This is a genomic window from Hymenobacter monticola, assembly GCF_022811645.1.
GTDB classification, from domain to species: domain Bacteria; phylum Bacteroidota; class Bacteroidia; order Cytophagales; family Hymenobacteraceae; genus Hymenobacter; species Hymenobacter monticola.
On record NZ_CP094534.1, the window covers coordinates 2,507,661 to 2,531,608 of the forward strand.

The window sequence follows — 23,948 nt, forward strand, 5'->3', positions numbered from 1 at the left end:
CCCTGAGTTTTCTCAGGGGGCTTTTTTAATAAGTAGATGGTTTGTCGGCTACTACTTGTTCACCATCAGGCGTTGGGTGCTGGTTTGGCCTTTCCCCACAAACTGGCAGAGGTAGAGGCCCGCGGGCCAGGTGGCCGCGTTTACTTCCAGCTGGTACTCCAGGCCACCCACGGCCTCGCCTTCAAACAGCGTGCTCACGAGCACACCCATCTGGTTGAATACCCGCACCGAGGCGGGCATGGTAATGGGCGTCTGGAAATTGACCGTGGTGGTTGTGGCCATCGGGTTGGGGAAGGCCGACAGGACCACACCGGGCGCCGGTGCAGGCATGCCGGCGCAGCTGCCTAGGTAGTCGTTGTGGTTGGAGCCGGGGCCGATGTGCGCCGCTACGGCATTGGGCGAGATGCAGATTTCGTGGCCGTTGTGGCACACCAGCACTTTGGGGTTCTTGGGGTTGTTGCCGCAGCTGGCATTCACCACCGTCAGCGTCACCGTAGCCGAGGCCGTGCAGCCGCTGGCGTTGGTAGCCGTCACGGTGTAGGTGTATTGGCCGGCGGCCACGGGCGCAAATACCGGGTTGGCAATGCCGGCGTTGCTCAGGCCCGCGGCCGGACTCCAGCGGTAGCTCACGCCGCCCACGGCCGTCAGGGTAGCCGTTTGCGGGCCGTAGCCGAGGAAAATGGTGTTCGGCTGGTCCGCGAATACCGGCGCGCTCGCCAGGGTTACCGTCACGTTGGGCGCCCGGAAAGGGGCGGGGGCCGTCAGGATGGCCTGCGTGGTGGCGGTGCAGCCATTGGCGTCGGTGGCCGTCACGGTGTAGGTGCCAGTGGGCACCCCGGTCAGGTTCTGCGTCGAGGCTTGGAAACGGTTAGGGCCCGTCCAGGCGTAGGTGACGGGGGCCACGGCGCCGGTCACGGCCAGCGCAATGCTGCCGGTGCTGCCCGCGCAGGCGGGCTGGGTGGGCGTAGCCACCACGGCCGTGCTGCAGCCCACCACGTTAATCGTAAATGACTGCAGCACGGCGCCGTAGCTGTTGCCGTGGTGGTAAATGTCTTCCGCTGCCAGGGTCACGCGGTGGGCGCCAATCTGGGCCGCGGTGGGCGTGCCGCTGAGCGTGGCCGTGCCGTTGCCGTTGCTCATAAAGCGCAGCCACGAGGGCAGCGTCGCGGCCAGCACATCGAGGCGGTCGCCGTAGGGCAGGTCGGGGTCGGTGGTGGTGATGTTGTACACGAAAGTGCGCCCCACCATCAGCGTCAAGTTGCCGGGCTGCGACGTAAACGACGGCGCCGAGTTAATCAGGAAGTTCAACGTGTGCGTGGCCTGGTCGCCGTGCGTATCGCGGGCCACGAAGGTGGCTGCGTGCGGGCCCCAGTCGGCCAAGGCCGGCGTCCAGCTCAGCTGGGTGCTCACGGGGTTGGCCGCTGCCGTCGGAATGGCGGGCCCGAAGCTGGCGCCGGCGGGCATGCCCGTCACACTGGCCAGGGTCACGCGGTCGGTGGCGTCGGGGTCGGAGGCCTGAATGGTGTAGCGTAGCGCCGTACCGGGCGTCACTTGCACCGTGCTGCGGTTGGCAGGCGTGGGCGGCACGTCGAAGCGCGGGCGCTGAGTCACTTCCACTGTCACCGACGTGACGGCCTGCACGCCGGACAAGTCCTGCGCCACAAAGGTGATAACCGTGGTGCCCAGGTTGGCCGCCGTGGGCGTCCAGGAAAAGGCCGTTTGCACCGGGTTGGCGTTGAGCGGCAGGGCCGGAGCCGTGCTGGCCGCCGAAGGCGCACCATAAGACTGCAGGTTCACCACGTCGCCAGCGTCGCTGTCGAGGGCCCGCACGCTGAAGTTTACCGCCTGGCCGGGCGCTACCTGGTACACGTAGCCGTGGGGCGGCGTGAGGCTGTAGTCGAACATCGGCGGCGTCGAGCTGGCCGTCACTTTCACCAGGAAATCTACCAGGATGCTGGTGCGCCCGTCGCTTACTTTCACCACCGCGTTAAACATCTGGCCCACCGTCAGGCCCACGGTGCTGAAGGACACCACGCCCGTGCTCGGGTTCACGGTCATGCCCGGAGCATTCGCGAAGGGGTTGTTGTTGAAGTCGTTGGGCGTGGCCATCGTGTAGGTGAGGGCGTCGCCATCGGGGTCGCTGGCCGGCAGCCGGAACGTGGCTGCGGTTTGGCCCACCGCCAGGTTCATCACCGGCACCAGCGTCGAAACGGGCGAGTTGTTACCCGAGCCCGCGTTCACCAGCGTGCTCACGTACATCACGCCGTTGGAGTTGTTGGTGAGGGTGCTCAGCCGGCAGCAGTCCGTGTAATAAGACCTGAAATCGCCGGCCGTGGCGTAGGTGTGCGTGATAGTGGCCTCGCCGTAGAAGCTGTCGCCCACCACGTCCACCGACGTCACGCCCAGGTTGATGGTGGCGTTGGTGCCGTCGCCAAATTCCAGCTGGCCGGTCACCACCGACGAGCCCACGGTGGGGTTCAGCCCGCCGAAGCTGGCGCGCCACGCCTGGCTCACCCGGAACTCCACCGTGCGCTTGCTGGGGTCGGTGGCCACGGTGCGCCACGTGAGCGAGCCGTAGCGGAAGTGGGAGGCCTGCGCCGGGGCCGCAGCCCCCAGGCCCAGCAGCAGGCAAAGCACTAGCACCCGCCACCCGGCAAACCGGGACCAGGAGCCCAGCCCCCAGGAACGAGTGTTAAAATTCCTTCCTACAAAGTCAAATTGTTTCATAAGAGTAAAAAATTGGAATTAGGGTGAAATATGATTTTTTAAAGTAAAAGGGAATTAGAAATAGCATTATTGACAAGCAAGTCTGTTTGAAATAATGATATCAATTTCCTTTTTAAATGCCACTATGGCGAAATGGAAGATGTATAATTCAAATTTAGATAAATGTTTAGGCCATGCAAGTGGTTGTAATATAATAATTCATTATTCTTTGGATTAGTATTTCATCCATGGGTTTTGTGCTATTCAGGGTTGGTTTCTGCTGCTCGAGCCTGCATCACGGACGCCGTGGCTGAAACTGGCCGGATTGTTCGACCTTTGCCGGGCGCTTCTTTCTTGCCTCTATGCTGCCCCCCGCTGCCCCCGAACTCCGCACCGTCGTGCTCACGCGCTACGTGACCCCGCTCCGCGAGGGCGGCTCCCTGCCCGGCCTCATGGAAGCCGACGACGGCTTTCTCTACGTGGTGAAGTTCCGCGGCGCGGGCCAGGGCGTGAAGGCCCTCATTGCGGAGCTGATTGTGGGCGAGCTGGCCCGCGTACTGGGCCTGCGCGTGCCCGAGCTGGTGTTTTGTGAGTTGGACGAAAGCTTCGGCCGCACCGAGCCCGACGAGGAAATCCAGGACCTGCTGCAGGGCAGCACCGGCCGCAACCTGGCCCTGCACTACCTCTCCGGCGCCATCACCTTCGATTCGTTGGTGACCACCGTGGAACCCCAATTGGCCTCGCTCATCGTGTGGCTCGACGCCCTGACGCTGAACGTGGACCGCACCGTCCGCAACACCAACATGCTCATGTGGCACAAGGAGCTCTGGCTCATCGACCACGGCGCGGCCCTCTACGTGCACCACGCCGGCCCCGAGTGGGCCGCGCCGCGCCCGCGCCCTTTCCCCCAGATTAAAACCCACGTGCTGCTGCCCCAGGCTACCGAGCTGGCAGCAGCCGACGCCCTGGGCCGCGCCCGCCTCACGCCCGAAGTCATTCGCAGCATTGTGGCGCTGGTGCCCGACGAGTGGCTGGCGCACGCCGCCGGCACGCCCGCCGAGGAGCGCGCCGCCTACGCCGGCTTCCTCGAAGCCCGCCTGGCCCAGTCCGAAACCTTTGTTCAGGAAGCCGAAAATGCCCGCCATGCACTTATTTGAGTACGCCGTGCTGCGCGTGGTGCCCCGCGTGGAGCGCGAAGAATTCCTGAATGTGGGCGTCATCCTCTACTGCAAAGACCAGCGCTTCCTGCAGGTGCAGTGCGCCGTGCCCGAAGCTCGCCTGCGCGCCTTTGCCCCCGACCTGGACTTGGCCGAAGTGGCCGCCCGCCTGCACGCCTTCGAGCGCATCTGCGAGGGGCGCGCCGCCGGTGGCACCATCGGCCAGCTGCCCATTGCCGAGCGGTTTCGCTGGCTCACGGCCACGCGCAGCACAGTGGTGCAGTGCTCGCCCGTGCACCCCGGCCGCTGCCCCGACGCCGCCGAGACACTGCAGCGCCTGCTGACGCAGCTGGTGCGGTGAGGAGGCTCAGGCTGTCAGTTGGAAGCGGCTGAAAGGCTAGTGGGGGAGTATGCCTTTCTCAATGCACAGCAGGCGCACGTCCCAGCGCAGCTTTTCGCTGTTGGCTTGCAGGAAAGCAGCTTTGCAGGGTTGGTCCACGTTGTAAGAAAACAGCTTTCTGTCTATTGGGCCGGTGCGTTGCCATCTCCCTTCAGTAAAGGATACTGGAAAACCTGCAGACCGTCTTCTGTTATAACAGTCCAACACCGAATCAATTAAGCCATCCTTCCGGTTGACCCAGACGGCTATGGTGACCGGTAAGCCGAACGCTGTATTTCCGTAGCGGTAACTGTTATTATAAAAGCGCAGAATTGTTGAACTGGGCCCTGCTAGCTTAAAGCGAAAGCAGGTAGTCAGTGAATCCTGCTTGATGGATTCGAGCTTGCGCCGCACAGCCAGCCACCCCCGCAGCGTGGCCGCCAGCGAATCATTCAGCGGTTCTTTTTTAAAAACGGAGCTGTCGAGTAGGCTGGTGTAGGTGCACCAGAGGGCGGTTTTGTAGTGGGCTTGCTCGTGCGCCGCCACCACGGACGGCGGGTAGACAAATGCAGGGTTGCGGTGCTCGGTACACGCCGCAACACCCGAAGCCAGGGAAGCCGCTATTCCTATTTTTCGAAGCTCCATTAGTGATGTGCAGGAAATGACAACGCTGGATTGTAACGAACAAGTAAGCAGGGTATTATGCTACTTCTTGCCTGTTATTTTGAGTGAAGCAAAGGAAAACTCAGCTGTTTGAAAAAATGTCATATTAGTTATTTTGTTTGGCAATATTTGACTGATAACTTGGCCGGGCTATTCGGCTGACTGGCTGACGCAACCCTGCTTTGCCACTCCACCCGGTAGTACCCACTAGGCTCCCCCCTTGGGTCAAGCCTGCTTCATTTTTCGCTACCATCCCTTTCCGTTTTTTCCTTGCCTGGCGCGAGGCCTTTTCTACCCTTTCATGATGCGGCCTGCCGGGCTTCATCACCCCGGCGCCGTTGGGCGCCCCAATCTGAATCCCGGGCGGCCGATGCTTCCGCTTGGCTCTCAGCTTCATTGCTTTCCTGTGCAAACTGCTTCGCCAGGCAATGGCCGCGCCCGTGTGCGTTCGGGGCGGGGCTCGGGCGGCGGCCGTTGGTGCACCGGCGGCGACTCCGGCCGTTGCGGGGAAGGCAAGTGCCTAGCTATTTCCATGGTTTACACCTTATTCCGACCTCCACATGGCAAACACCTACCAGATTAAACCCGGCGACACCCTCGGCCGCATCGCCGCCGCGCACCAGCTTTCGTTGGCCGACCTGCTGGCGGCCAACCGGCAGATTACCAACCCCAACAGCATACAGGTAGGGCAGATTATCAACCTGCCGGTTCCCGCTGCTACGCCAGCTTCGGGCACCGCCAGCAGTGGAACAGGCGCGGTAAACCTTGACGCGCTGAAAGGGCATATCAAACCCGAGGTGTTGGCACAAATTCCGGCGATAATTGACCGGTTCAAGATTAATACGCCCCTGGTAATGGCGCACTTTCTGGCGCAATGCGCGCACGAAAGCTGCGATTTCACTGCCGTGAGCGAGAACTTAAACTACTCGGCCGCAGCGCTGAAAAGCACTTTTGGCAAGTACTTCGCCACGGATGCCCTACTCGCCGCCTACGCCCGCAAACCCGAAGCCATTGGCGCCCGGGTGTATGCCTTGCGCAACGGCAACGGCAACGAAGCCTCTAAAGACGGCTGGAACTTCCGGGGACGCGGCTTCATTCAGCTGACCGGCAAATCCAACTACGCGGCGTTTGCCAAATTCGTCACCGATAACATCCTGGCCGTGCCCGACCTGGTGGCACAAAAATACCCCCTGCTTTCAGCAGCTTGGTTTTTCCACGACCGAAAGCTTATTGAAATGTCAGCCCTGGGTGCAACCGATGACGTGGTAACCAAAGTGACCAGGGTGGTGAATGGCGGCACCAATGGCCTGGCCGAGCGCATCAAATACTTTAAGACATACTACGCCCTGCTGCACCAGTAGCACAAAGTACGGGCACCTGGCCCGGCTGGCTATCTGACTTCTTTCGGGCAGGAGGCGGCCCAGCGTTTTTTGTTGGCGCGCCGTATGCAGCCCGGGTCGGCCGCTCGTTCACCTTATCCGAAGCGGCGGCGCTGCTTCGCCTTGTATATGAAATGTGCTTCTCTGTTGTTTGTTTGCGCTTTGGTCACGGCTTGTGGCTCGGAGCAGAAACCCCCGTCCACGCCGCCGGCTGCCGCCCGGCCAGCGCCGGCCGCTGCCACCACTTACCAGCGGCTGCAAGGCAAGTGGCAAAGCACCACCGACGCCCGAAGCGTGATTGAGCTAAAGGAACACCAGTACATCGATTACTACGATGGAAAAGAAGTTGGCGCTGCTGCTTTCATCCTCGACCGGGCCTGCCCCCAGGAAGCCGGAGCCGGGCACCCCGGCGACAACGAAAAATACCTGGTTCAGCCCAAGGAAGACATGTGTTGGGAGATAGTGGGCGTAGACGATGTGGGCCTGGAGCTGAGCTACACCGCCCGCGGCAACACCTTGAACTACCGCAAAGTCAAATAAGCCCACTCCGGACGCTGAAGGCGGCGCCCGGCGCGGGCTATTCGATGGCCGCCGCCACCTTGCGGCGAAGCATAATCAGCGCGTCCTGCTGCTGGGCGGGCGAGAGGGCGGCCAGCGGCTGCTCCACGTCATTAAGCGAAAGAATGGCCTGCAGGGGCGATTTTAGCCACTCGTCGCCTTCGAGCAGCAGCCACAGCAGCCGGCAGGTGCCCTGCTGGTGCTTGGCCAGCAGCCGCGGCAACTCTTCGTTTTGAATGAAGGTGGAAGCGAAAAAAGCATTGCTGACGATGAGGATGGCCACCGGTGCCTTGTCGATGGCCTCACTGATGTGCCGCTGATACGCGTCGCCGGGCTGCAGGCGGAAGTCGTCCCACACGGCCAGCTGGGCCCGGTGCTCTAGGGGGCGCAGGGCGCTGCGCAGCTTCAGCAGCCACTGCCGGTCTTCGTGCGCGTAGCTGATGAAGATGGGCGGCTTGGCGTCGGTTTTCGGGGCAAACTGGGCTTGCAGCAGGCGCATCAGGCCGCTGGCCAACTGGCGCGCCTGGGCTGCGTCGTCGGCCGGCTGGGCGAGGGTGGCTTCAAAGTCGGTGGCCGTGAAGCCTTGGTAGGGAAACAGCTCCCAGCGGGCCACACAGTCGGGAAACACCGCGGCGGCGTCGCCTCCGGTGCAGGGAATCGGAAACACGGGGCGTTGCTCCTGGGTGGCGTACCAGAAGGTTTCGCGGGTGCCGCCTTCGCCGCCCAGCAGCACCACGGCATCGGCATACTTGAGGGCTTCTACCCACTCGCGCACCCCCGTGGGCACCTCGATGAGGTAGCCGCCCTGAAAATCGGGGTAGCGGGCCTGGGCCGGGTACACCGCCGGCCGGCTGTCGGCCACCACCTGGATGAGGTAGTCGGCCAAGGGCAGCTGCCGTGCCTCCAGTGCCCGGGCGTAGCCCTGCGCCACCAGGTAGTCGACGCCCGGCCAGCCGCCCACCACCAGGCCAAAGCCTTGCTCAGCCAAGGCCTGGCCCAGGGCCTCGGCCAGCAGCAATACGGAGTTAGGCAGGCCCTGCTGCCGGCCCGTGCCCGCCACCAATACCCAGCGAAGTACTTCCATCGGTTAATGCGGCTTAAGCTGCGCTGGTGATAAACTGCAACGGATTGGTAGCCAGTAATTCGTTTAGCTTGGCCAGCTGCTCCTCGGTGCTGGCTTTCATCCACAGTTCCGGGGCCAGGGCGTAGGCTTCCTGCAGCGTTTGGTTGCCCTGCTCGGGCTGCCCCAGGCCGAGGTAGGCCTCGCCCTTGCTGGCCAGCACCCAGTAGCGGTTGGCGGCGTCCTTTTGCTGTTCCGGCCCGGCTGCAGGTTCGCCCAAGGCCTGGAAAGCGGCCTGGGTGGCCAGCCATTGGTCGCAGAGTGTAATGACTTCTTTGCGCACCCGCTGGGCCTGCACGTAGTCGGCAATGGCCTCGGCGGCCGACGCCGTGGGCTCGGCCGCCCGCGCGTTCAGCAAAAAGGCCAGGTTGATGCCGTTGTAATAGTCGTTGCGCAGGTAGAAGCCCCGCTCGTAGGCCCGCACGGCTTCGTCCAGATACCGCGCGCGGTCGGCCGCCTGCTCCGCCGCGGGCTTGGCCTTGGTCAGGTCCCACAGCCGCTTGTGAATGCTGCCCCACATGCCCAGGGTTTCGGTGTCGTTGGTGGTGGCCGGCGTCAGGGGCACCAGCAGCGCCCGGGCGTCCAGGAGGGCCTGTTCCGGGCTGGGCTCTTTGCTTTTGTAGGTAGCCAGGGCCAGCTGCTGCAAAATGTAGGGGTCCTCGCGGTCGTCCTGCGATAGCTGCACGGTGGCCGTTTGGCGGGCTTCTGCCCGGGCCTGCGCCTGGTTTTCGCGCACCACTTCCAGCAGCACCTGCATCTTAAACCACTTGCCTTGCTTCTGCGCCGCGCTTACCCGGTTCATCAGGGCCATGTGCGTTTGCTTGCTGGCAGCGGTTGATACCGCGGCCAGGTTGCTGGCGGCGGCCATGGTGATGAGGGCGGCTTCCTGCACTTTCTTAAGGGCCGGCGGGGTAAGGTCCAGAAAAGTATACACCGGGCTGTCGCGGCTCACGGGGTCGTTAGCCAGGATTTGCTCAATGGCGTCCGTCAGCATGGCCTGAAAGCGGCGTGCCTCCACGGCGTTGATGTCTTCGCCCAGGTGGTGGTACTGACGCACGGCCACGTGGTTGATGTCGAATGGAAAGGCCTTGATGCCGTCCTCGGCAATGATGATGGTGGTTTGCGGGCGCAGCGCGTGCCGCACGCCCAGCTCATAAAAGGCGTTTTTATTCGATGTAGATAGGTCGGCCACCACCACGTCGGCGTTGAGCAGGTGTTCGTACATGGGCACGTCAATCAGGCCCGAATGCACGATTTCATCGGCCCGAATGCAGCGCAGGCCGGCCGCTTCCACCGCCGGCTTTATCATGTTTTTGTAGGAGACGTCCAAATCCAGCAGGCGGCCGGTTTCGAAGGTCGGTCTTCTTGCCAAAGCCCATCACCACGAAACAGGTTTTTTGCTTTGGAGCAGGGGCGGTTTGTGCCATGTAAGGTGCCAAAAAAGAAATGAGGTAGCGAAGGAAAAGGCGGCTTTCCGGCAAGCCCGCCGCGGGGGCTACAGCTGCAAAAACGCTTGGTAGTGCGCCAAATCAACTTCTTTGGCCACCGCCTGGCCCACTTCCTGCAACTGGCTGATGTACTTCACCGAGTCCATCTGCTGCACCGTGGCGGGCTCGATGTGCGGCAAACCCAGGGCGTCGAGGCCCTGGCGCGAAAGGTCGGCGTTGTAGCGCAGGTAAGTGAAGTGCTTGCCCGGCAGCGAGCCCGGGCCGATGTCGCCCTTCAGGTCCATCACCTCCTGGTCGATTTCGCCGCCGTGCAGGCAGCGGCCAAACACGCGGCAGAGCATGTCTTGCTCGTTCGAGGCCGCGTACATCAGGGCCGAGGGCAGCGAGCTGGCGTTGTAGAGCAGGTTCATCTGGTCGGGGCTGAGGTGGGCGTTGGCGTCGGCCGCCGCGCCCGTGCCGATGGATACCAGCAGCATCTTGTCTTCGCCGGTGGGCCACTCCAGCCGGTAGGGCTTGAGGGTGGCCATGAGGAAAAGCTGAAACGCGGGGTTGTTGTACATGGTCACGCCGCCGTCCACGAACACGAATTCTTCCTTGCCCACGGTCACCACCTCGGGCGGGAAGTAGGTGGGGGCCGCCGTGCTGGCCCGCACCAGCTGCCACAGCGGCAGGCGCAGGTTGCAGTAGTCTTCGGCGCTGTCGTTGAACTTGGCGGCCGGGTTGTTCGAAATCGGCCAAGCCGAGTCGGTGCTGGCGTTGCGCAAGATGACCAGTAGGTAGGTTTGCAGGGCCTGGCTGCCCAGCGTGGCTTCCGGCTCGCCGCTGCGCTGCCGGATGACGTCCTGCAGCTGCTGGGCCAGGGCGCCGTCCTTGTACTTGTTGCGCAGGTAGCGCTGAAACAGCCCCGCTTTGTCGAACATGGCCGGGCCGCTGGCCAGGTAAAAGCTGCGGATGTCCGTCACGCGCATGCCTAAACTCAGGCAGGTGGCAATGATGGCCCCGGTGCTGGTGCCGGCAATGTAGTCGAAGTAGTGCGCGAGCACGAAGTCGGGGCCCGCGCCCAGGCGCTCCTGCAGCTGGCGTTCCAGCTCGGCTAGAATTTCCAGGGTGATGGTGCCCCGGATGCCGCCCCCGTCGAGGGACAGCAGCTTGCGCGGGCCGGTTTTGGCGTTTTTGTCTTGAATGGCCATGGGTAAGGAAGTTGGTTGAATAGTGGGAGACTTAGTCGTATTCGGCCGGGCGCGTCAGCTCGGCTTCGTCGTACTCGCGCCAGCCGTTGTTGGGGCGGTGGTCGTTGAGGTGCGCGATGCCGACCAGGATGGTGTTGTAATAGATTTGCCGGGAGCGAGCGGACGTGTAATCCGGAATTTGCTCCTTGGCACTGCCGGGGATATTGGTGAGGCCGTAGCCCCGGCACACCGCCATCAGCCAGTCGCTGGTGTTGGTAGCGCTCAGGATTTCATTATAGCCCAGCACCGACAAAAACAGGTTTTCGAAATACCACCCCACCGCCCCGACATCACCCATGGTCCAGTACGACAAGGTGATGACAATGGCAGGGGTCGAGAAGTCGCTGCGGCTTGCTTGTTTGCTGCTGGCCGCATTGTATTCCTGCTCGAGGGCCGTCAGCCTATCGAAGGCCTTGCTTCGGCGGTCGTTGATAAGCATGGCTTGCTCGCCGGCGCGCAGTTTGGTGGCCATTTCCAGCGGTTCGCCCAGCGCGTGGGCAATGTCGAAGGCTTCATCCAGCCGGCCCTCGCGGGCCACCGCCGCGGCCAAATCGGAAAAGGCGATTTGCAGCGGGAGCTCAAACTGGGTATGCGAAAATTTGGCCAGCGCCGGTTTCATGCGCGCGGCCAGCTGGTGCGTAGCCACGCTGTCCTGCAGGCGGCTATGGTTTTGAAGTGCCGACTCAATGCTGAGCAGCAATTCGTTGCGCTGCCGGCGGTCGCTGTCGGCGGCCGTGCCCACCCGGGCAATGGCCCGCATCCAGGCCAGGTTCGGCACATACTCGGCGGGGCGGGCCAGGGCTTCGATGTAGAGCGACCGGGTGCGGGTGGCGGAAAACCGGTCAGGAAAGGCCGCCTCCACAAAAGCCAGGCTGTCGAGGAATTGCAGCGCCACCTTATCGTGCTGGCGGGCCGCCCGCGTTAGCTCGTAGTGAAAAAACGCATCGAACGGGCAGGTGTAGTAGGTCTCAAAATTGAGGGTTTTGGGACGGATGGGCAGCCGCAGAAACGTGAGCGGGTTTTGGAAACCCATGGAAGCCTGCGTGGTGCCCGTGGTGCGCGGCAGCTGCTGCGGCAGGCCCAGGTTCCATTGCCGCGAGTTGATGACTTGTGGGGTGTGGGCCGAACTGCGTTCGTAGAGCGCGGCCTTGCCCTTCGGGTGCAGTGGAAGGTGCCGCCCCAGTTCCTCGAACGAAGCGCTGAACCTGCGGAATGCCACCCGGGCCCGCGAGGTATCGTGCCGAATTTCAGCCAGGTACACACCGTGCATCTTGGCCAGAAATGCCTCCAGAAAGTTCTGGTTGCGCTTGATGTAATAGCCTTCCGGGATGGCGTTGGCCAGGTCGTGGTCCTCGGTTTCGACGAAGATGGACTCTCGCCGGGCCACGTCCGGCACCGATTTCAACAGGGCGTTCCAGGCCACGTCGCGCGTGGCAACGGGCAGGGCAAAGCTGACCCGGTCGCCGCTGAGGTAGCCCGGCTCGTAGCCCGTGGCGCGGGCTTGCTTTTGGTAATCGGCGTTGCGGTCGCCGGCCGATTGATTGGCGTCGAAAATGTCCTGCGTCGGCTGCACGCTGAGCAGGCTGTACACCAGGCAGGCGTAAAGCTCGTTGAAAGAAAACCCGCCCGGCCGGGCGCAAGCGGCCAGGATGTCGTGCAGATTGCCCGGCGTCAGCCGCTGGTATTTCACCAGATAGGGCAGCAGGGCAATGCCGCTGCTGACGTCAATAAAGTCGGCTTTTTGCTGCGCCATCACCGCCAGGCACTTACGCATCGACTGCGTGCTGTCGAGGGCGGCAAAGACGATGGCCGCCATGGGGTAGCCCCCGCTGTTGGTGGTTTGGCCGGTGCGGTAGTTCGAGACGGTGGGCGGAAAGAAATGCTGAAACACCTGCTTCTGCGGGCCAAACGGGCTCAGGCGGCCAAGAAAAGCCAGGCTATCGGAGCGAAACTTCCCCTGGGCCAGCAACACGCGCAGGCAAAAAGCCAAATCAACCGGGTTGGGCGCCGGACCCGTGGTATCGGCTATTTCCCGCTGCAGGTGCGTGCGCAGGTACTGCAGCCGGCGCTGCTGGTCGTATCGGAAGCCGCGTTCTTCGGCCGAGTCGGTGTAAACTTTGGGGTGCTGTGCCTGCTGCTTCAGGTAGTAGGCAAAGGCCATGACGGTGCGCGCCGTGAGCACGGCATTGCGCCAGCGCGTTTTGCTGCGGGTCTTGGGCGTTTCGCCAGAAGCCGACGGCTTCGCCAGGGACCTCTCCAGCCGGGCATTCAGGTCCTTGAGTATTGGCCTGATTTGCGGATTTTCTGCCCCCACCGAATCGTACGACATGTTGTCGACGCAGGCGTACATGCTCAGCTCGATGTTCAGGGCCAGCGTGTCGTTGGACAGCGCGTTGAGCAGCGGCTTAAACTGGTAATCTTCCGGCCGGTCCTTGCTTAGCCAGGGCCGGTACATGTGGTGGCTGACCCGGTCGGCGTTCAATATGAAACGGGCCCGGTCCGCAATGTCGACAAAAGACGATTGAAAATCTGGATTCTCAAGGCCTTCCCGCACGATGGAATAGGCCACGTAGTCGCTCTGCACCGTCCGGAAGTGCCAGGCTTGCCGGCCCAGCCAGCCCAGCAGGGCCAGCACCAGCACGGCTGCCGCCAGCCGCCACGGCCCGTAGCGCGCTACCACCAGCGTGAAGCGCAGCCGCCGCTTGCTGGCGGCCAGAAAGCGCGTCAGCACGTTGTTTTCGGCCGCCATTTGTGCGGGCGTTGTCGCGCCCTCGGTGCCGGCATTGAGGTAGTAGGCCAGCCAGTTGGCCAGCCCTTTTTTGCCGGCGTGCCACTGCGAAAAGAACGTGTACAGGCCAATGGGCAGCAAAAAGTCCTTGCTTTCGGCGTTTTCCTGCCAGCGGCTGCTCTGCTGCATCAGGTTCTGGGCAATGCGCACGTCGGTGGCTTCGTTGCGCGCCCATTCGGCCAGGTGGCCCCAGTTCCGAATCAGGCTCTCGTGGCTGATGTCAAGCACGGTGTCGGGCGGAAGCACGGCGTGGCCGTCGCCGGCCGGGCCCAGAAACGGGGAAAGGAACGTGGTTCCCTCTTCCCGGAACGGGCGCAAGATGCGGCACACCACCGGCCAGGGCAGGGCCTCATCGGCCAGGATGGCCGTGATTTGGGCGCCGGTCAGGCGGTTGCGCACCACGCGCTTGCCGTCGGTGCGCGTCAGCACCCGAAAGGTTTGCTCAATGACCCGCTGGGCCGTGCCCGGCGGCAGCGGCGGCGAGAATTCGCGGTTGTAGAGGTCGTTGGCGTCGGCGAAAAGCTGGTTGGCGTGGGCATCGAGCACGTTGCGCAGCCCCGGGTTATCCAGCAAAAACGCCCGCTGCGGCTCGGTGAGCGTGGCGCGCCACTGCGCAAACCGCGCCTGGTTTTCGGGCGGCAGCTCGTCGGCCAGCCCGCCCACCATGGCGTAGTGCAGCAGGTCCATCTCCTCGCGGCCCTGGTCGGCGGCCAGCCAGATGCGGCGCAGCGCGTGCTGCAGCACCGGCAGCTGGTCCTGGCCCTGGCCGATGTCGTAGAGCAAGCGCTGCACCAGCCGCTCGCTGATGCGGTTGCCGCTGAGCAGCGCCGGCTCCCGGATGACCTCCAGGAATTCTTGGCGCAGCAGCCGGGGCACAAAGTACTGGCTGGCGCCCACCTGTTCAATCAGCCCCCGAAATTCGGCGCACTGCCCCACAAAGTCGGAGCGCATGGTGCACACTATGTAAATGGGCAGGTTTTGGGCCTGGGCCAGCCGGGTGGTTTCCAGCAGCAGGTTCACCACGGTTTGGGCGGCGGTGTTGGGCTGGTCGCCGTCGTAGTTTTCGGGGTTGGTGAAGAACTCTTCAAACTGGTCCACCACCAGCAGCAGGTTGGCGGCCTGCCGTTGCTGCTGGCGCTGCTCGGCGGTCGTGGAGCCTTCGGCCGGCGCGTCGGGCAGATGCAAATCCGAGGCCTGGTAAAGCTGTACCAGCGCCGAAAACCCGCGTTCCAGCTCCGTCTCCACCGAGCCGGCGCTGGGCAGCCGCAGGGCCGAAGCCACGGCCTGAGCCAGGTTGCGCAAGGGGCTGCGCTCGGGGCGGAAGGTAGCCACGGCCCAGTTACTGTAGCGGGCCCGCATGAAGCCCGCCCGCACCTCGGGCAGCATGCCGGCAAACACCAGCGACGACTTGCCATCGCCCGAGGCGCCGGTTATCATCACAAACCGCTGCTCCACCAGCAGGGCCAGGCACTTGGCCACGTGGCTTTCGCGGCCGCGGAAGTAGATGGCCTCGTCCTCCGTAAAAGTGCGCAGGCCGGCGTAGGGGCAAATAGGCTCATCAAGCCCCAGCAATGCCGCCGCGGAAGTATCAAAAGCTTCCATCTAAGCGGGCGTGTTGAGTCGCTGAAACACCCGCTGTACTTCCTCGCTCACGCCCTGGTGGGGCTGGATGCGCGAAATCACCTTCGGGGCCTTGAAGCTGTGCAGGCTGTTGTGCTCAGGGTCGTCTTCGCCCAAAAACAGGATGGGCGTGGGGGAAGCCGCGCCGCCCACCAGCTGCCATACCTGCTTCACAAAAGGCAGGGCCCATTCGGCGCTGTGCTTGAAATACACCACGGCCAGCTTGCTCTTGGGAATGGCATTCACCGTTTTCTCTTTATAAACCTCGGCGCTGTCGGGCTTGATGGTGAGCATGTCCAGCGTAAACGCCTCGCCCAGCTGGTCGGTAATTACATCGGCCTCGTTGCTGTCCAGCGCGTTGAACACGAAGCAAATGTCCGTGTCTTTCTCTAAGGTTTTGGGCGGCGGAGCGGCTTGTACCAGCATATTGCGCAGGTCTTCCACCACTTGCTGGGCATTGGTGGCGTTGCTGAAGGTGCACTGTGCCGTAAGCTCGTTGCGAATCTTGCTCACAAAGGCCTGCTGGTCGGCGTTGATGTCAGTGCCTGGGTCGGGGCTGAACCACACAAACTGCCGGAAAGTGGGCCGCCGGGCGGCTTCCAGCCGGGCCTGTTCGTAAGCGTATTTGGGCAGCGAGTTGGATTCGTCGTCATCGAAGCGCCGGCCAAAATCGTTGCCCAGCAGGTGCAGCGAGCAGGCCGCCTCGGCCAGCCCCTCCTGGGTGCGGCGCCGGAACTCGTCCTCGTCGGTGGGGCAGTCGGTGGCGGGCACCACCCGCAGGCCGGCCTTGGCGCACACCAGCGCCAGCTCCTCGCGCCGCGCCTTGAGCTTGCTCGACGTGGCCCAGGCCAGAAACACCACCGGGCCGGCGGGCGCTGCCACGGCGGGTGCCGCAGGCGCAGCGGGCGCCAGGCTGGCGGCCCACGCCGCCGGGGGCAGGGTAGCGGCCGGGGCCGGGCTGGTTTGCTGCCCCGCCACGGCCGGGCCCGCCGGTTGCGACTTGGCCGCGGCCGCCGTCACCAGTTCCTTGATGGCATTGGCTACCTTGTTCACCTGGTCATCGTAACGTCGCCCCACTTCCGGAGCATCGGCAACGCGCAACGGCCGGTTCACGCCAACCTCCGGCGACGGGTACACGAAGTCGATGGAGCGTAGCTGCCCGCCCAGGGTTTGCTCCAGCAGCTGCTGGTCCTGCGGGTCGAGGTTGTGCAGGCGCAAGGGGAGGATGCGGCTGGCCACCCCGCCGCCTGGCAAGCTCAGGTTCAGGCCCAAGCGGTCGGCGCTGGCCTTGTGCAGAAAAGGCAGGAACTCGCTCTGCCAGGAATACCGCTCGGGGTCGCAGTACGTCATCGACACCAGCGGCAGCAGAATCACGGAGCTAAGCACGCGGTGGTCGAGACTGGCTTGCACCAGGTGCGTGTCGCCAAGGCCATCGCGCGGGTCCTTGTCGTAATATATGCTCAGCGGTTGCTTGATGATGGTGCGCAGCTCGTTTTGCAGCCGGGTGATGAACTCGGCCATCCACTCACTATCGTTGTGCCGGTAGCTGATGAAGATGTCGTATTCGTAGTCGGGAAGCAGGGCCGCCATAAGGGAAAGGAGTGGGTAGAAGTAGCTCGCCGGCCGCAATTTATCCCGAAAAGCGCAATAGATTTTTGCGCTAAACGCCGCTTGCGCGCCTCAATTATTGCTTTATAAAAAGCGTTTTTGCAAGCGCAGGGAAAGGAGCCCAGCAGCCGTTCCTGTTAGCTGGCGCTGTTGCTCTTCCGGCCCCACCGGCCCGGACTTGTCCGGGTAGGTGACCAAAGCCGCGGGTGCCGCTCCCAACAACGACACCTGCGGCACCTTCCCGACTTTGCGCGGGTAGAGCGGCGCCGTTATCCAATTGCTGCTTCGCGAGTCTGTTGCCACGCTGCGGCCCAGGGCCGCCATAACCTGCCCCAACGCCGCATCGGCGGCCGAAGGAAGCTCTGCCGAGGCCCCAATTGCTAGCCACACAAAGTCGCAGGGCCTGATTTCCAAGCCACCGGGTAGCGCCTCAACGGAGGCGGTATCGGCAGTGGTAGCTAGCCTGACGGCATTGCGATTTTCAAATTTGAGTTGCAGCGCATCGGCGGTAGAAGTCGGCAGCATAGTAGAAATGCACTGATTTTGAAGGGCGAAGACACAAGGTTACACAGTATTTGCCGATTTAGTATAATTTATTAATGGTTTTTTCAAACCAATTTAACAGCGCGTCAGCATTGAAACGTTGATGCCATTTTGGATGAGCTTGTAAGACCAAGTATTGGTTTTGATGCGTTCAGCAACCGGCTGGCAGCTGTTCCGAGGCACAACTGGCAGAAGGTGCCGAACCTGCGCAGGCTTCTTGTGCTCGGTCAGATATCATTCGGCAGCAACACATCTGCAAGGCCCAAATCAGGTCGTGCATTTTGGCCGCATATCCGGGCCGCGCTGGAAGTAGCTTTTCACGACCGATACAGCCAATGCCCAGGCGAGGCCTGCGGCGGAACAAAACATTTTAAACGCAAAAAAGCCCCAAATCAGGCGATTCGAGGCTTTTAATTGAATTCTGCCAGGCAGAAGGTGGAGATGCAGGGATTCGAACCCTGGTCCAGACAAGGAAATCAACGTGCTTTCTACGTGCGTATCCAGACTTGAATTTTCGAGGAATCTCAGGCGTCAGTCAGGCCCTTGAGCTTCCCTTAGCTGCAGTTGGGTTTCGCCCCCGCATCACAGCTCTGCGAAGGCTATTTTCTACTTACGACGCTCCGAACTCCCAGGTGTAGAAACTTACCCGGGCGGAACGATGACGTTACCTAATTCTAAACTAGGCAGCCATGGCGTACGAATAGTCGCCGGTTGTTTTTCGATAGATTTTTTGACAGGAGAGCTTCCATCAACTCCTGGCACGCTTACCCGCAATTTGCGCAAGCTGTCAATTCCGGTCATCCCCAAATGGTAAAGAACGAGTTCCGCCGAAGCAGGCCGCGAAGGTACGCGGTTCGGGATAGAAACGCCAGGGGAGGAGGGAAGGTTTCTTTTTTCGCCCCTGTATTTGCCCTGCTTATACCTGTCATCCTGAGCGCCGCGAAGGACCTTATCACGGCTGAACGATGGGCGGCGACTCTCTTGTTGATGAGAAAAGCAGGTTGGATTTCTACTGCAAACTGTGCCAGCGTAATAAGGTCTTTCGCTGCGCTCAAGATGACAGATGGGGTCCAAACTGCTTCCAAAGCCGCCCATTTCTGGGTAACTTTGTAGACAGAACTTATGGATAATTTCGTCGTTTCGGCCCGCAAGTACCGTCCTTCCACGTTTCGCAGCGTGGTGGGGCAGCAGCACGTCACCACCACGCTGCAAAACGCCATTCAGAGCCACCACCTGGCCCAGGCGTTCCTGTTTTGCGGCCCGCGCGGCGTAGGCAAAACCACCTGCGCCCGCATCCTGGCCAAAACCATCAACTGCACCAACCTCACGGCCGAAACCGAGGCCTGCGGCACCTGCGCGTCGTGCGTGGCCTTCCAGGAAAATGCTTCGTTCAACGTGCACGAGCTCGACGCCGCCTCTAACAACTCGGTGGAAGACATCCGCTCGCTGGTGGAGCAGGTGCGCTACGCCCCGCAGGCTGGCAAGTACAAGATTTACATCATTGACGAGGTGCACATGCTCTCGAACGCGGCCTTTAATGCGTTTCTGAAGACGCTCGAGGAGCCGCCGAGCTACGCCATTTTCATCCTCGCCACCACCGAGCGCCACAAGATTATTCCCACCATCCTGTCGCGCTGCCAGATTTTCGATTTCAGCCGCATCAAGGTGGAGGACATGCGCGGGCACCTGCGCTACGTGGCTACCCAGGAAGGCATCACGGCCGAAGACGACGCCCTGCATCTGCTGGCCCAAAAGGCCGACGGCGGCCTGCGCGACGCCCTGTCGATGTTCGACCAGATGGTGACCTTCGGCGGCAACAACCTCACCTACAAGGAGGTGGTGCAAAACCTGCACATCCTCGACTACGACTACTACTTCCGCCTTGTTGACAGCCTGCTCACCGAAAACCTCTCGGCCGCGCTGCTCTTGCTTGATGAGGTGATGCAGAACGGCTTCGACCTGCACAACTTCGTGGTGGGCACCGCCGAGCACCTGCGCGGCCTGCTCGTGTGCAAAGACGCCGTGACCGTGCAGCTATTGGAAGTGTCCGAAGGCATCCGGCTGAAGTACGTGCAGCAGGCCCAGGCCGCGCCACTGGCCTTCTTGCTTTCGGCACTCAACCTCATCAGCCAGTGCGACCGGGAGTTTAAGCAAGCCAAAAACCAGCGTCTCCACGTGGAGCTGGCGCTGATGAAGCTGGCCTATCTGAATGGGGCCGTGCAGTTTGTGCGCGAACTCAGCCCCGCTAACGGCGAGGCTAAAAAAAAAACTAGCAGCCTGAGCGACGGGGCAGCGCCAGCGCCGGCCAGTAACGGCAGTTATGGCGGAAGCAGCAATGGTCACGCCCAGCCCGCGCCCGTGAATTCTCCCGCAGCTTCTCAAGCTGCTTCAGTGGCTTCGGCAGTACCCGCCCCAGTCGTTTCGCACGCCGCTCCTGCGGCCTATGCTACCGAGTCACCGGCTGCGGCTTACACCGCTGCCCCGCGTCCGCCCGCTGCGCCCGCACCCCTGCCCATGCCGGCCGCGCCCGTGGCCACCGGCCCGGCCCCGGCCGACGGCCCCGACCCGCTGCCCGTCGAAAACGGCGTGGACGAGCTGCACGAAACGCCCAGCATCGAGGACGACCCAGCGGCCCCCGTCACCGAGCGCCACCAGATGCGCGACACGCTGCCGCACGTCGAAATCGGCGTGCCCAGCTTTGAAGGCATCGAGCCCGCGCCACGCCCCACGCCGCAGGCGGCTTTCGCCAAAATTCCCAGCTTGGCCAGCAAGATTCCGAGCCTGAAAGACCTGAGCAGCCGCAACGCAGCCGCCAGCCAGGCAGCCAAAGATGCGGCTGCCTTGGCCGAGCCGCAGCACAGCGGGCCCGTGGCCGCCACCGACCCCGCCCTCCTGCAACGCGTGTGGAAAGAATTGGCTGAAGAGCGCAAGGCCCAGGACCGCATGAGCGAATTTTGGGTGCTGAACCGGCCGATATCGGCCAACGAAGAGCACGTTATTGATTTGGCCGTAGACAACCCCATTCAGGTCGACCAGTTCAATGAAATGCGCGTCGAGTTTCTGGCCGACCTGCGCCGCCGCACCGGCAACTCACGCCTCAACGTGCTGCCCTTCGTAACCACCGCCGCGCCCACGGCCCGCAAGCTCTACACGTCCACCGACAAGTTTGAGTATCTGGCCGAGCGGTTCCCTACCCTGCGCGACGCTAAACAGCGGCTGGGCTTGGAGGCCGAGTTCTAGCAGTAGAGGCGGGGCTTGCCCCCGCCCGGGCATCCGCGCCGCTGTAATGATGCCATTCGAAGGTCAGCGTAGCCAACGACGGGAGGGGCAGGCCCCACCCCCACATCGGTCATGTCTAGTTGTTGCAACCCCCTGCTGCTTACCGCGTCCTTACAGCCACGCTCGAGCCAGCCACGACAACTGTAAAATCAGCTGCTTGTGAGGCTTGTGTCTGCAAACGATTGGGGGATATGGTTGGGCAGCATAGGCGTCGGCGCTGAGCACACCGCAACCTTGCAAGATATGGCGAAATTTTGTTTTTTATTCCTCTATCACCCAGCTACCTTTGTTTTTTGAATCCCCTGTTGCACCCGCTTGCGCCTTTCGTGAAAAAGAATTTTTTGCTGTTGATTCCGGCCCTGACGGTATTAGGGGTTGCCACTCAGTGCCAATCGAGTAAAACGGCCAGCACGGCCTCGACGACCCCCGCGGCCGCTCCGGTTACCGCCGCTGCTCCGGCGGCTCCCAAAGAATACCGCTACGAATCGGTGCCCGGCGACCCGCTCGGTGTGCGCATCTACCACCTCGACAACGGACTGACCGTTTACCTGTCCGACTACAAAGACGCGCCGCGCATCCAGACCTACCTGGCCGTGCGCGCCGGCTCCAAAAACGACCCGGCCACTGCCACTGGCTTGGCGCACTACCTAGAGCACATGGTGTTCAAGGGCACCTCGCAGCTGGGCACGCAGGATTGGGCCAAGGAAAAAGTAGAGCTCGACAAGATTGAGGCGCTGTATGAAGTGTACCGCGGGCAGCGCAACGACCCCGCCGCCCGCAAGCGCACCTACCACCAGATTGACTCCATCTCGGGTGTGGCCGCGCGCTACGCCGTGCCGAACGAGTACGACAAGGTGATGGGCGCCATCGGCGCGAAAGGCTCCAACGCCCACACCTCGAACGAGGAAACGGTGTACCAGGAAGACATCCCCAGCAACCAGCTAGAGAAGTGGGCCGCCATCCAGGCCGAGCGCCTGCGCGAGATGGTGCCGCGCCTGTTCCACACCGAGCTGGAAGCTGTGTACGAGGAGAAGAACCGCGGGCTGGATTCAGACTTCAACAAGGAGTTTGAGGCGCTGAACGCGGCGCTCTACCCCACGCACCCCTACGGCACGCAGACGACCATCGGCACGATTGAGCACCTGCAAAACCCGTCCATCACGGAGATTAAAAAGTATTTCGGCCAGTATTACGTGCCGAACAACGTGGCGCTGTGCCTCAGTGGCGACCTGGACTACGACCAGACCATCCGGGTTATCGACAAGTATTTCGGCGCCATGCCGAGCAAGCCGGTGCCCGCGTTCAACGCGCCGGTGGAGAAGCCGCTCACGGCCCCGATTACCAAGGAGATTCTCGGGCCGCAGTCGGAAAACGTGATGCTGGGCTTCCGCCTGCCGGGCAAGGCCAGCAAGGACGGCGTGCGCCTGCGGATGCTGGACAAAATCCTGACCAACGGCCAGGCCGGCCTCATCGACCTCGACCTGAACCAGCAGCAGAAAGTGCTGGAAGCTGCCTCGTTCACCGACCTCAACGACGACTACTCCACGCACGTCATCTACGGCACGCCGCGCCAGGGGCAGAAGCTGGAAGAAGTGAAAGCGCTGCTGCTGGGCGAGCTGGACAAGGTGAAGAAAGGCAACTTCCCCGACTGGCTGATTCCGGCCATCATCAACAACGAGAAGCTGACGCGCACCAAGAGCTACGAAAGCAACGAGGCCCGCGCCAGCGCCATGTACGAGGCGTTTATTGAGCGTATCGACTGGAAAGACTACCTGCAGCAGCAGGACGATTTCGGCAAAATCACGAAGGCCGAAATCGTGAAATTCGCCAACGACAACTACGGCCCGAACGTCGTGACCGTGTTCAAGCGCACCGGCACCGACCCCAACAAGGTGAAGGTGGTGAAGCCCGCCATCACGCCCGTGCCGGCCAACCGCGACGTGGCCTCGGCCTACTACAAGCAGCTCACGGCCATGCCGAGCACGGAGCTGCAGCCAGTGTTTGTCGATTATAAAAAGGACATTCAGGAAACGGAAATCAAGCCCGGCCTGCCGCTGTACTACACGCACAACGCCGAAAACGGCCTGTTCAACCTGTCCTACGTCTTCGACCTGGGCAAGAATAACGACCCGCGCTGGAGCCTCGCCACCGACTACCTGCAATACCTCGGCACCGGCAACTACACCGCCGCGCAGCTGCAGCAGGAGTTCTACAAGCTGGGCTGCTCCTTCAACGTGAGCAGCGGCCCCGACCGCATTTTCGTGACCCTCAACGGCCTCGACAGCAACCTGGAGCCCGCGCTCAAGCTGTTTGAGCAGCTGCTGAACGCGCCTAAGCCCGACGCCGTGGCCCTGAAAGACATGGTGGCCGGCGTGCTCAAGCAGCGCCAGGACGCCAAGCTCGAAAAGCGCGTGATTCTGAATCAGGCGATGGTGAACTACGTGAAGTACGGCCCCAAAAACCCCTTCACGAACATTCTGAGCGAGAAAGAGCTGAAGGCGGTGAAACCTGAGCAGCTCACGGCGCTGCTAAAGAAGCTGCCGACTTACCAGCACCGGGTGCTGTACTACGGTCCGCGCACACGTGAAGATGATTTGAGCGCCACGCCACGCCCTGGTTCTAAAGGTCCGGGTCGTGAAGGAATGTATAAGCGTGACGGAGTAGTATCAATAATTGACCATCTGCACCAAACCCCTGCCAAGCTCACACCCGCCCCGGCCGCCAAAGACTTCGCCGAGCAACCTTTGAAGGATAAAAAGGTCTATTGGGTGGACTACAACATGGTGCAGGCCGAAATCCTGTTCCTGACCAAGGGCGACCTATACAGCAAGGAGCTGGCCCCCACGCTGGCACTCTACAATGAGTACTTCGGCGGCGGCATGGGCAGCATCGTGTTTCAGGATTTGCGCGAGAGCAAGGCACTGGCCTACTCGGCCTACTCCGGCTACAACAGCGCCGACAAGCTGGGCCGCTCCAACTACAACCTGAGCTACATCGGCACCCAGAGCGACAAGCTGCCCGAGGCCATGGCCGGCATGGAAGCCCTGCTCACCGACATGCCTGTGGCCGAAGCCAACCTGGAAATCGCCAAAAACGCCATCCGCAACAGCATCAGCACCGAGCGCATCACCAAGGAAAACATCCTGATGAGCTACGAGCGCGCCAAGCGCCTCGGCCTCGACTACGACATCCGCCGCGACGTGTACGCCAGCACCCAGAAAATGACTTTTGATGAGTTGAAGAAGTTTCAGCTGGCCAAAGTGCACGGCCAGAACCAGGTCATTCTGGTTATCGGCTCGAAAGACCGGCTGAATTTCAAGGAGCTGGCCAAGTACGGCCAAGTGCAGCAGCTCACGCTGAAGGAGATTTTCGGGTACTAACCGCCCTTACACACTGCGCGCCGCGAAGCACCTTATCCCGCCGGCCCGCAGTTGAATTTTACCTACCACCCCCTGACGCGATAAGGTCCTT

General features: G+C 62.1%; 15 protein-coding genes and 1 other RNA gene. 7 read left to right on the forward strand and 9 right to left on the reverse strand.

The genetic code is table 11. The features are described 5' to 3' along the window. Positions 1-51 precede the first annotated feature (51 nt). Positions 52-2,727 (reverse strand): putative Ig domain-containing protein, encoded by a 2,676-nt coding sequence (locus tag MTP16_RS10450; RefSeq protein WP_243519457.1) that lies wholly within the window; start codon positions 2,725-2,727, stop codon positions 52-54. Positions 2,728-3,068: 341 nt separating this feature from the next. On the opposite strand from MTP16_RS10450, the gene MTP16_RS10455 reads away from it, so the two are divergent. Beyond that, positions 3,069-3,863, forward strand: a complete 795-nt coding sequence (locus MTP16_RS10455) for a HipA family kinase (protein WP_243519460.1) — start codon at positions 3,069-3,071, stop codon at positions 3,861-3,863. Then, complete coding sequence (locus MTP16_RS10460) at positions 3,841-4,224, forward strand: DUF3037 domain-containing protein (RefSeq protein WP_243519463.1); 384 nt, start codon at positions 3,841-3,843, stop codon at positions 4,222-4,224. The genes MTP16_RS10455 and MTP16_RS10460 overlap by 23 nt, the downstream gene beginning before the upstream one ends. Before the next feature lie 36 nt (positions 4,225-4,260). On the opposite strand, the gene MTP16_RS10465 is transcribed toward MTP16_RS10460, so the two are convergent. Beyond that, a complete protein-coding gene (locus MTP16_RS10465) occupies positions 4,261-4,887 on the reverse strand; it encodes a hypothetical protein (RefSeq protein WP_243519466.1) in 627 nt (208 codons plus the stop codon). A gap of 578 nt (positions 4,888-5,465) precedes the next feature. On the opposite strand from MTP16_RS10465, the gene MTP16_RS10470 reads away from it, so the two are divergent. Then, positions 5,466-6,266 carry a LysM peptidoglycan-binding domain-containing protein gene (locus tag MTP16_RS10470; protein ID WP_243519469.1) on the forward strand — a complete coding sequence of 267 codons (801 nt, stop codon included), beginning with the start codon at positions 5,466-5,468 and terminating at the stop codon, positions 6,264-6,266. Between the two features lie 147 nt (positions 6,267-6,413). Beyond that, the gene (locus MTP16_RS10475) at positions 6,414-6,824 is read left to right on the forward strand and encodes a hypothetical protein (RefSeq protein ID WP_243519472.1); all 411 of its coding nucleotides are present in this window, start codon (positions 6,414-6,416) and stop codon (positions 6,822-6,824) included. 37 nt (positions 6,825-6,861) lie between these two features. Here MTP16_RS10475 and MTP16_RS25875 read toward each other — a convergent pair whose 3' ends face one another. The 6 genes from MTP16_RS25875 to MTP16_RS10510 all read right to left on the reverse strand — a co-directional run bounded on the left by MTP16_RS25875 (position 6,862) and on the right by MTP16_RS10510 (position 17,180). Next, complete coding sequence (locus MTP16_RS25875; protein WP_262922668.1) at positions 6,862-7,926, reverse strand: TIR domain-containing protein; 1,065 nt, start codon at positions 7,924-7,926, stop codon at positions 6,862-6,864. Positions 7,927-7,939: 13 nt separating this feature from the next. Further along, entirely contained in the window at positions 7,940-9,334 is a 1,395-nt protein-coding gene (locus tag MTP16_RS10490) for a TRAFs-binding domain-containing protein (protein ID WP_243519474.1), read from the reverse strand. Positions 9,335-9,457: 123 nt separating this feature from the next. Then, positions 9,458-10,600: a patatin-like phospholipase family protein gene (locus MTP16_RS10495; protein ID WP_243519476.1), complete on the reverse strand. Its 1,143-nt coding sequence runs from the start codon at positions 10,598-10,600 to the stop codon at positions 9,458-9,460. Positions 10,601-10,631: 31 nt separating this feature from the next. Continuing rightward, entirely contained in the window at positions 10,632-15,029 is a 4,398-nt protein-coding gene (locus MTP16_RS10500) for an nSTAND1 domain-containing NTPase (RefSeq protein ID WP_243519478.1), read from the reverse strand. Beyond that, the gene (locus tag MTP16_RS10505) at positions 15,030-16,637 is read right to left on the reverse strand and encodes a hypothetical protein (protein WP_243519480.1); all 1,608 of its coding nucleotides are present in this window, start codon (positions 16,635-16,637) and stop codon (positions 15,030-15,032) included. It lies immediately after the preceding gene. 102 nt (positions 16,638-16,739) lie between these two features. Beyond that, positions 16,740-17,180, reverse strand: a complete 441-nt coding sequence (locus MTP16_RS10510) for a hypothetical protein (RefSeq protein WP_243519482.1) — start codon at positions 17,178-17,180, stop codon at positions 16,740-16,742. 129 nt (positions 17,181-17,309) lie between these two features. Here MTP16_RS10510 and MTP16_RS10515 point away from each other — a divergent pair, with 129 nt between their 5' ends. Next, entirely contained in the window at positions 17,310-17,612 is a 303-nt protein-coding gene (locus MTP16_RS10515) for a hypothetical protein (protein WP_243519484.1), read from the forward strand. Between the two features lie 19 nt (positions 17,613-17,631). Here the strand turns inward: MTP16_RS10515 and ssrA are convergent. Next, positions 17,632-18,003: a transfer-messenger RNA gene (gene ssrA, locus MTP16_RS10520) on the reverse strand. A gap of 317 nt (positions 18,004-18,320) precedes the next feature. On the opposite strand from ssrA, the gene MTP16_RS10525 reads away from it, so the two are divergent. Continuing rightward, positions 18,321-20,438 (forward strand): DNA polymerase III subunit gamma/tau, encoded by a 2,118-nt coding sequence (locus tag MTP16_RS10525; RefSeq protein ID WP_243519486.1) that lies wholly within the window; start codon positions 18,321-18,323, stop codon positions 20,436-20,438. A gap of 365 nt (positions 20,439-20,803) precedes the next feature. Beyond that, the gene (locus tag MTP16_RS10530) at positions 20,804-23,857 is read left to right on the forward strand and encodes a M16 family metallopeptidase (RefSeq protein WP_243519488.1); all 3,054 of its coding nucleotides are present in this window, start codon (positions 20,804-20,806) and stop codon (positions 23,855-23,857) included. Positions 23,858-23,948 lie beyond the last annotated feature (91 nt).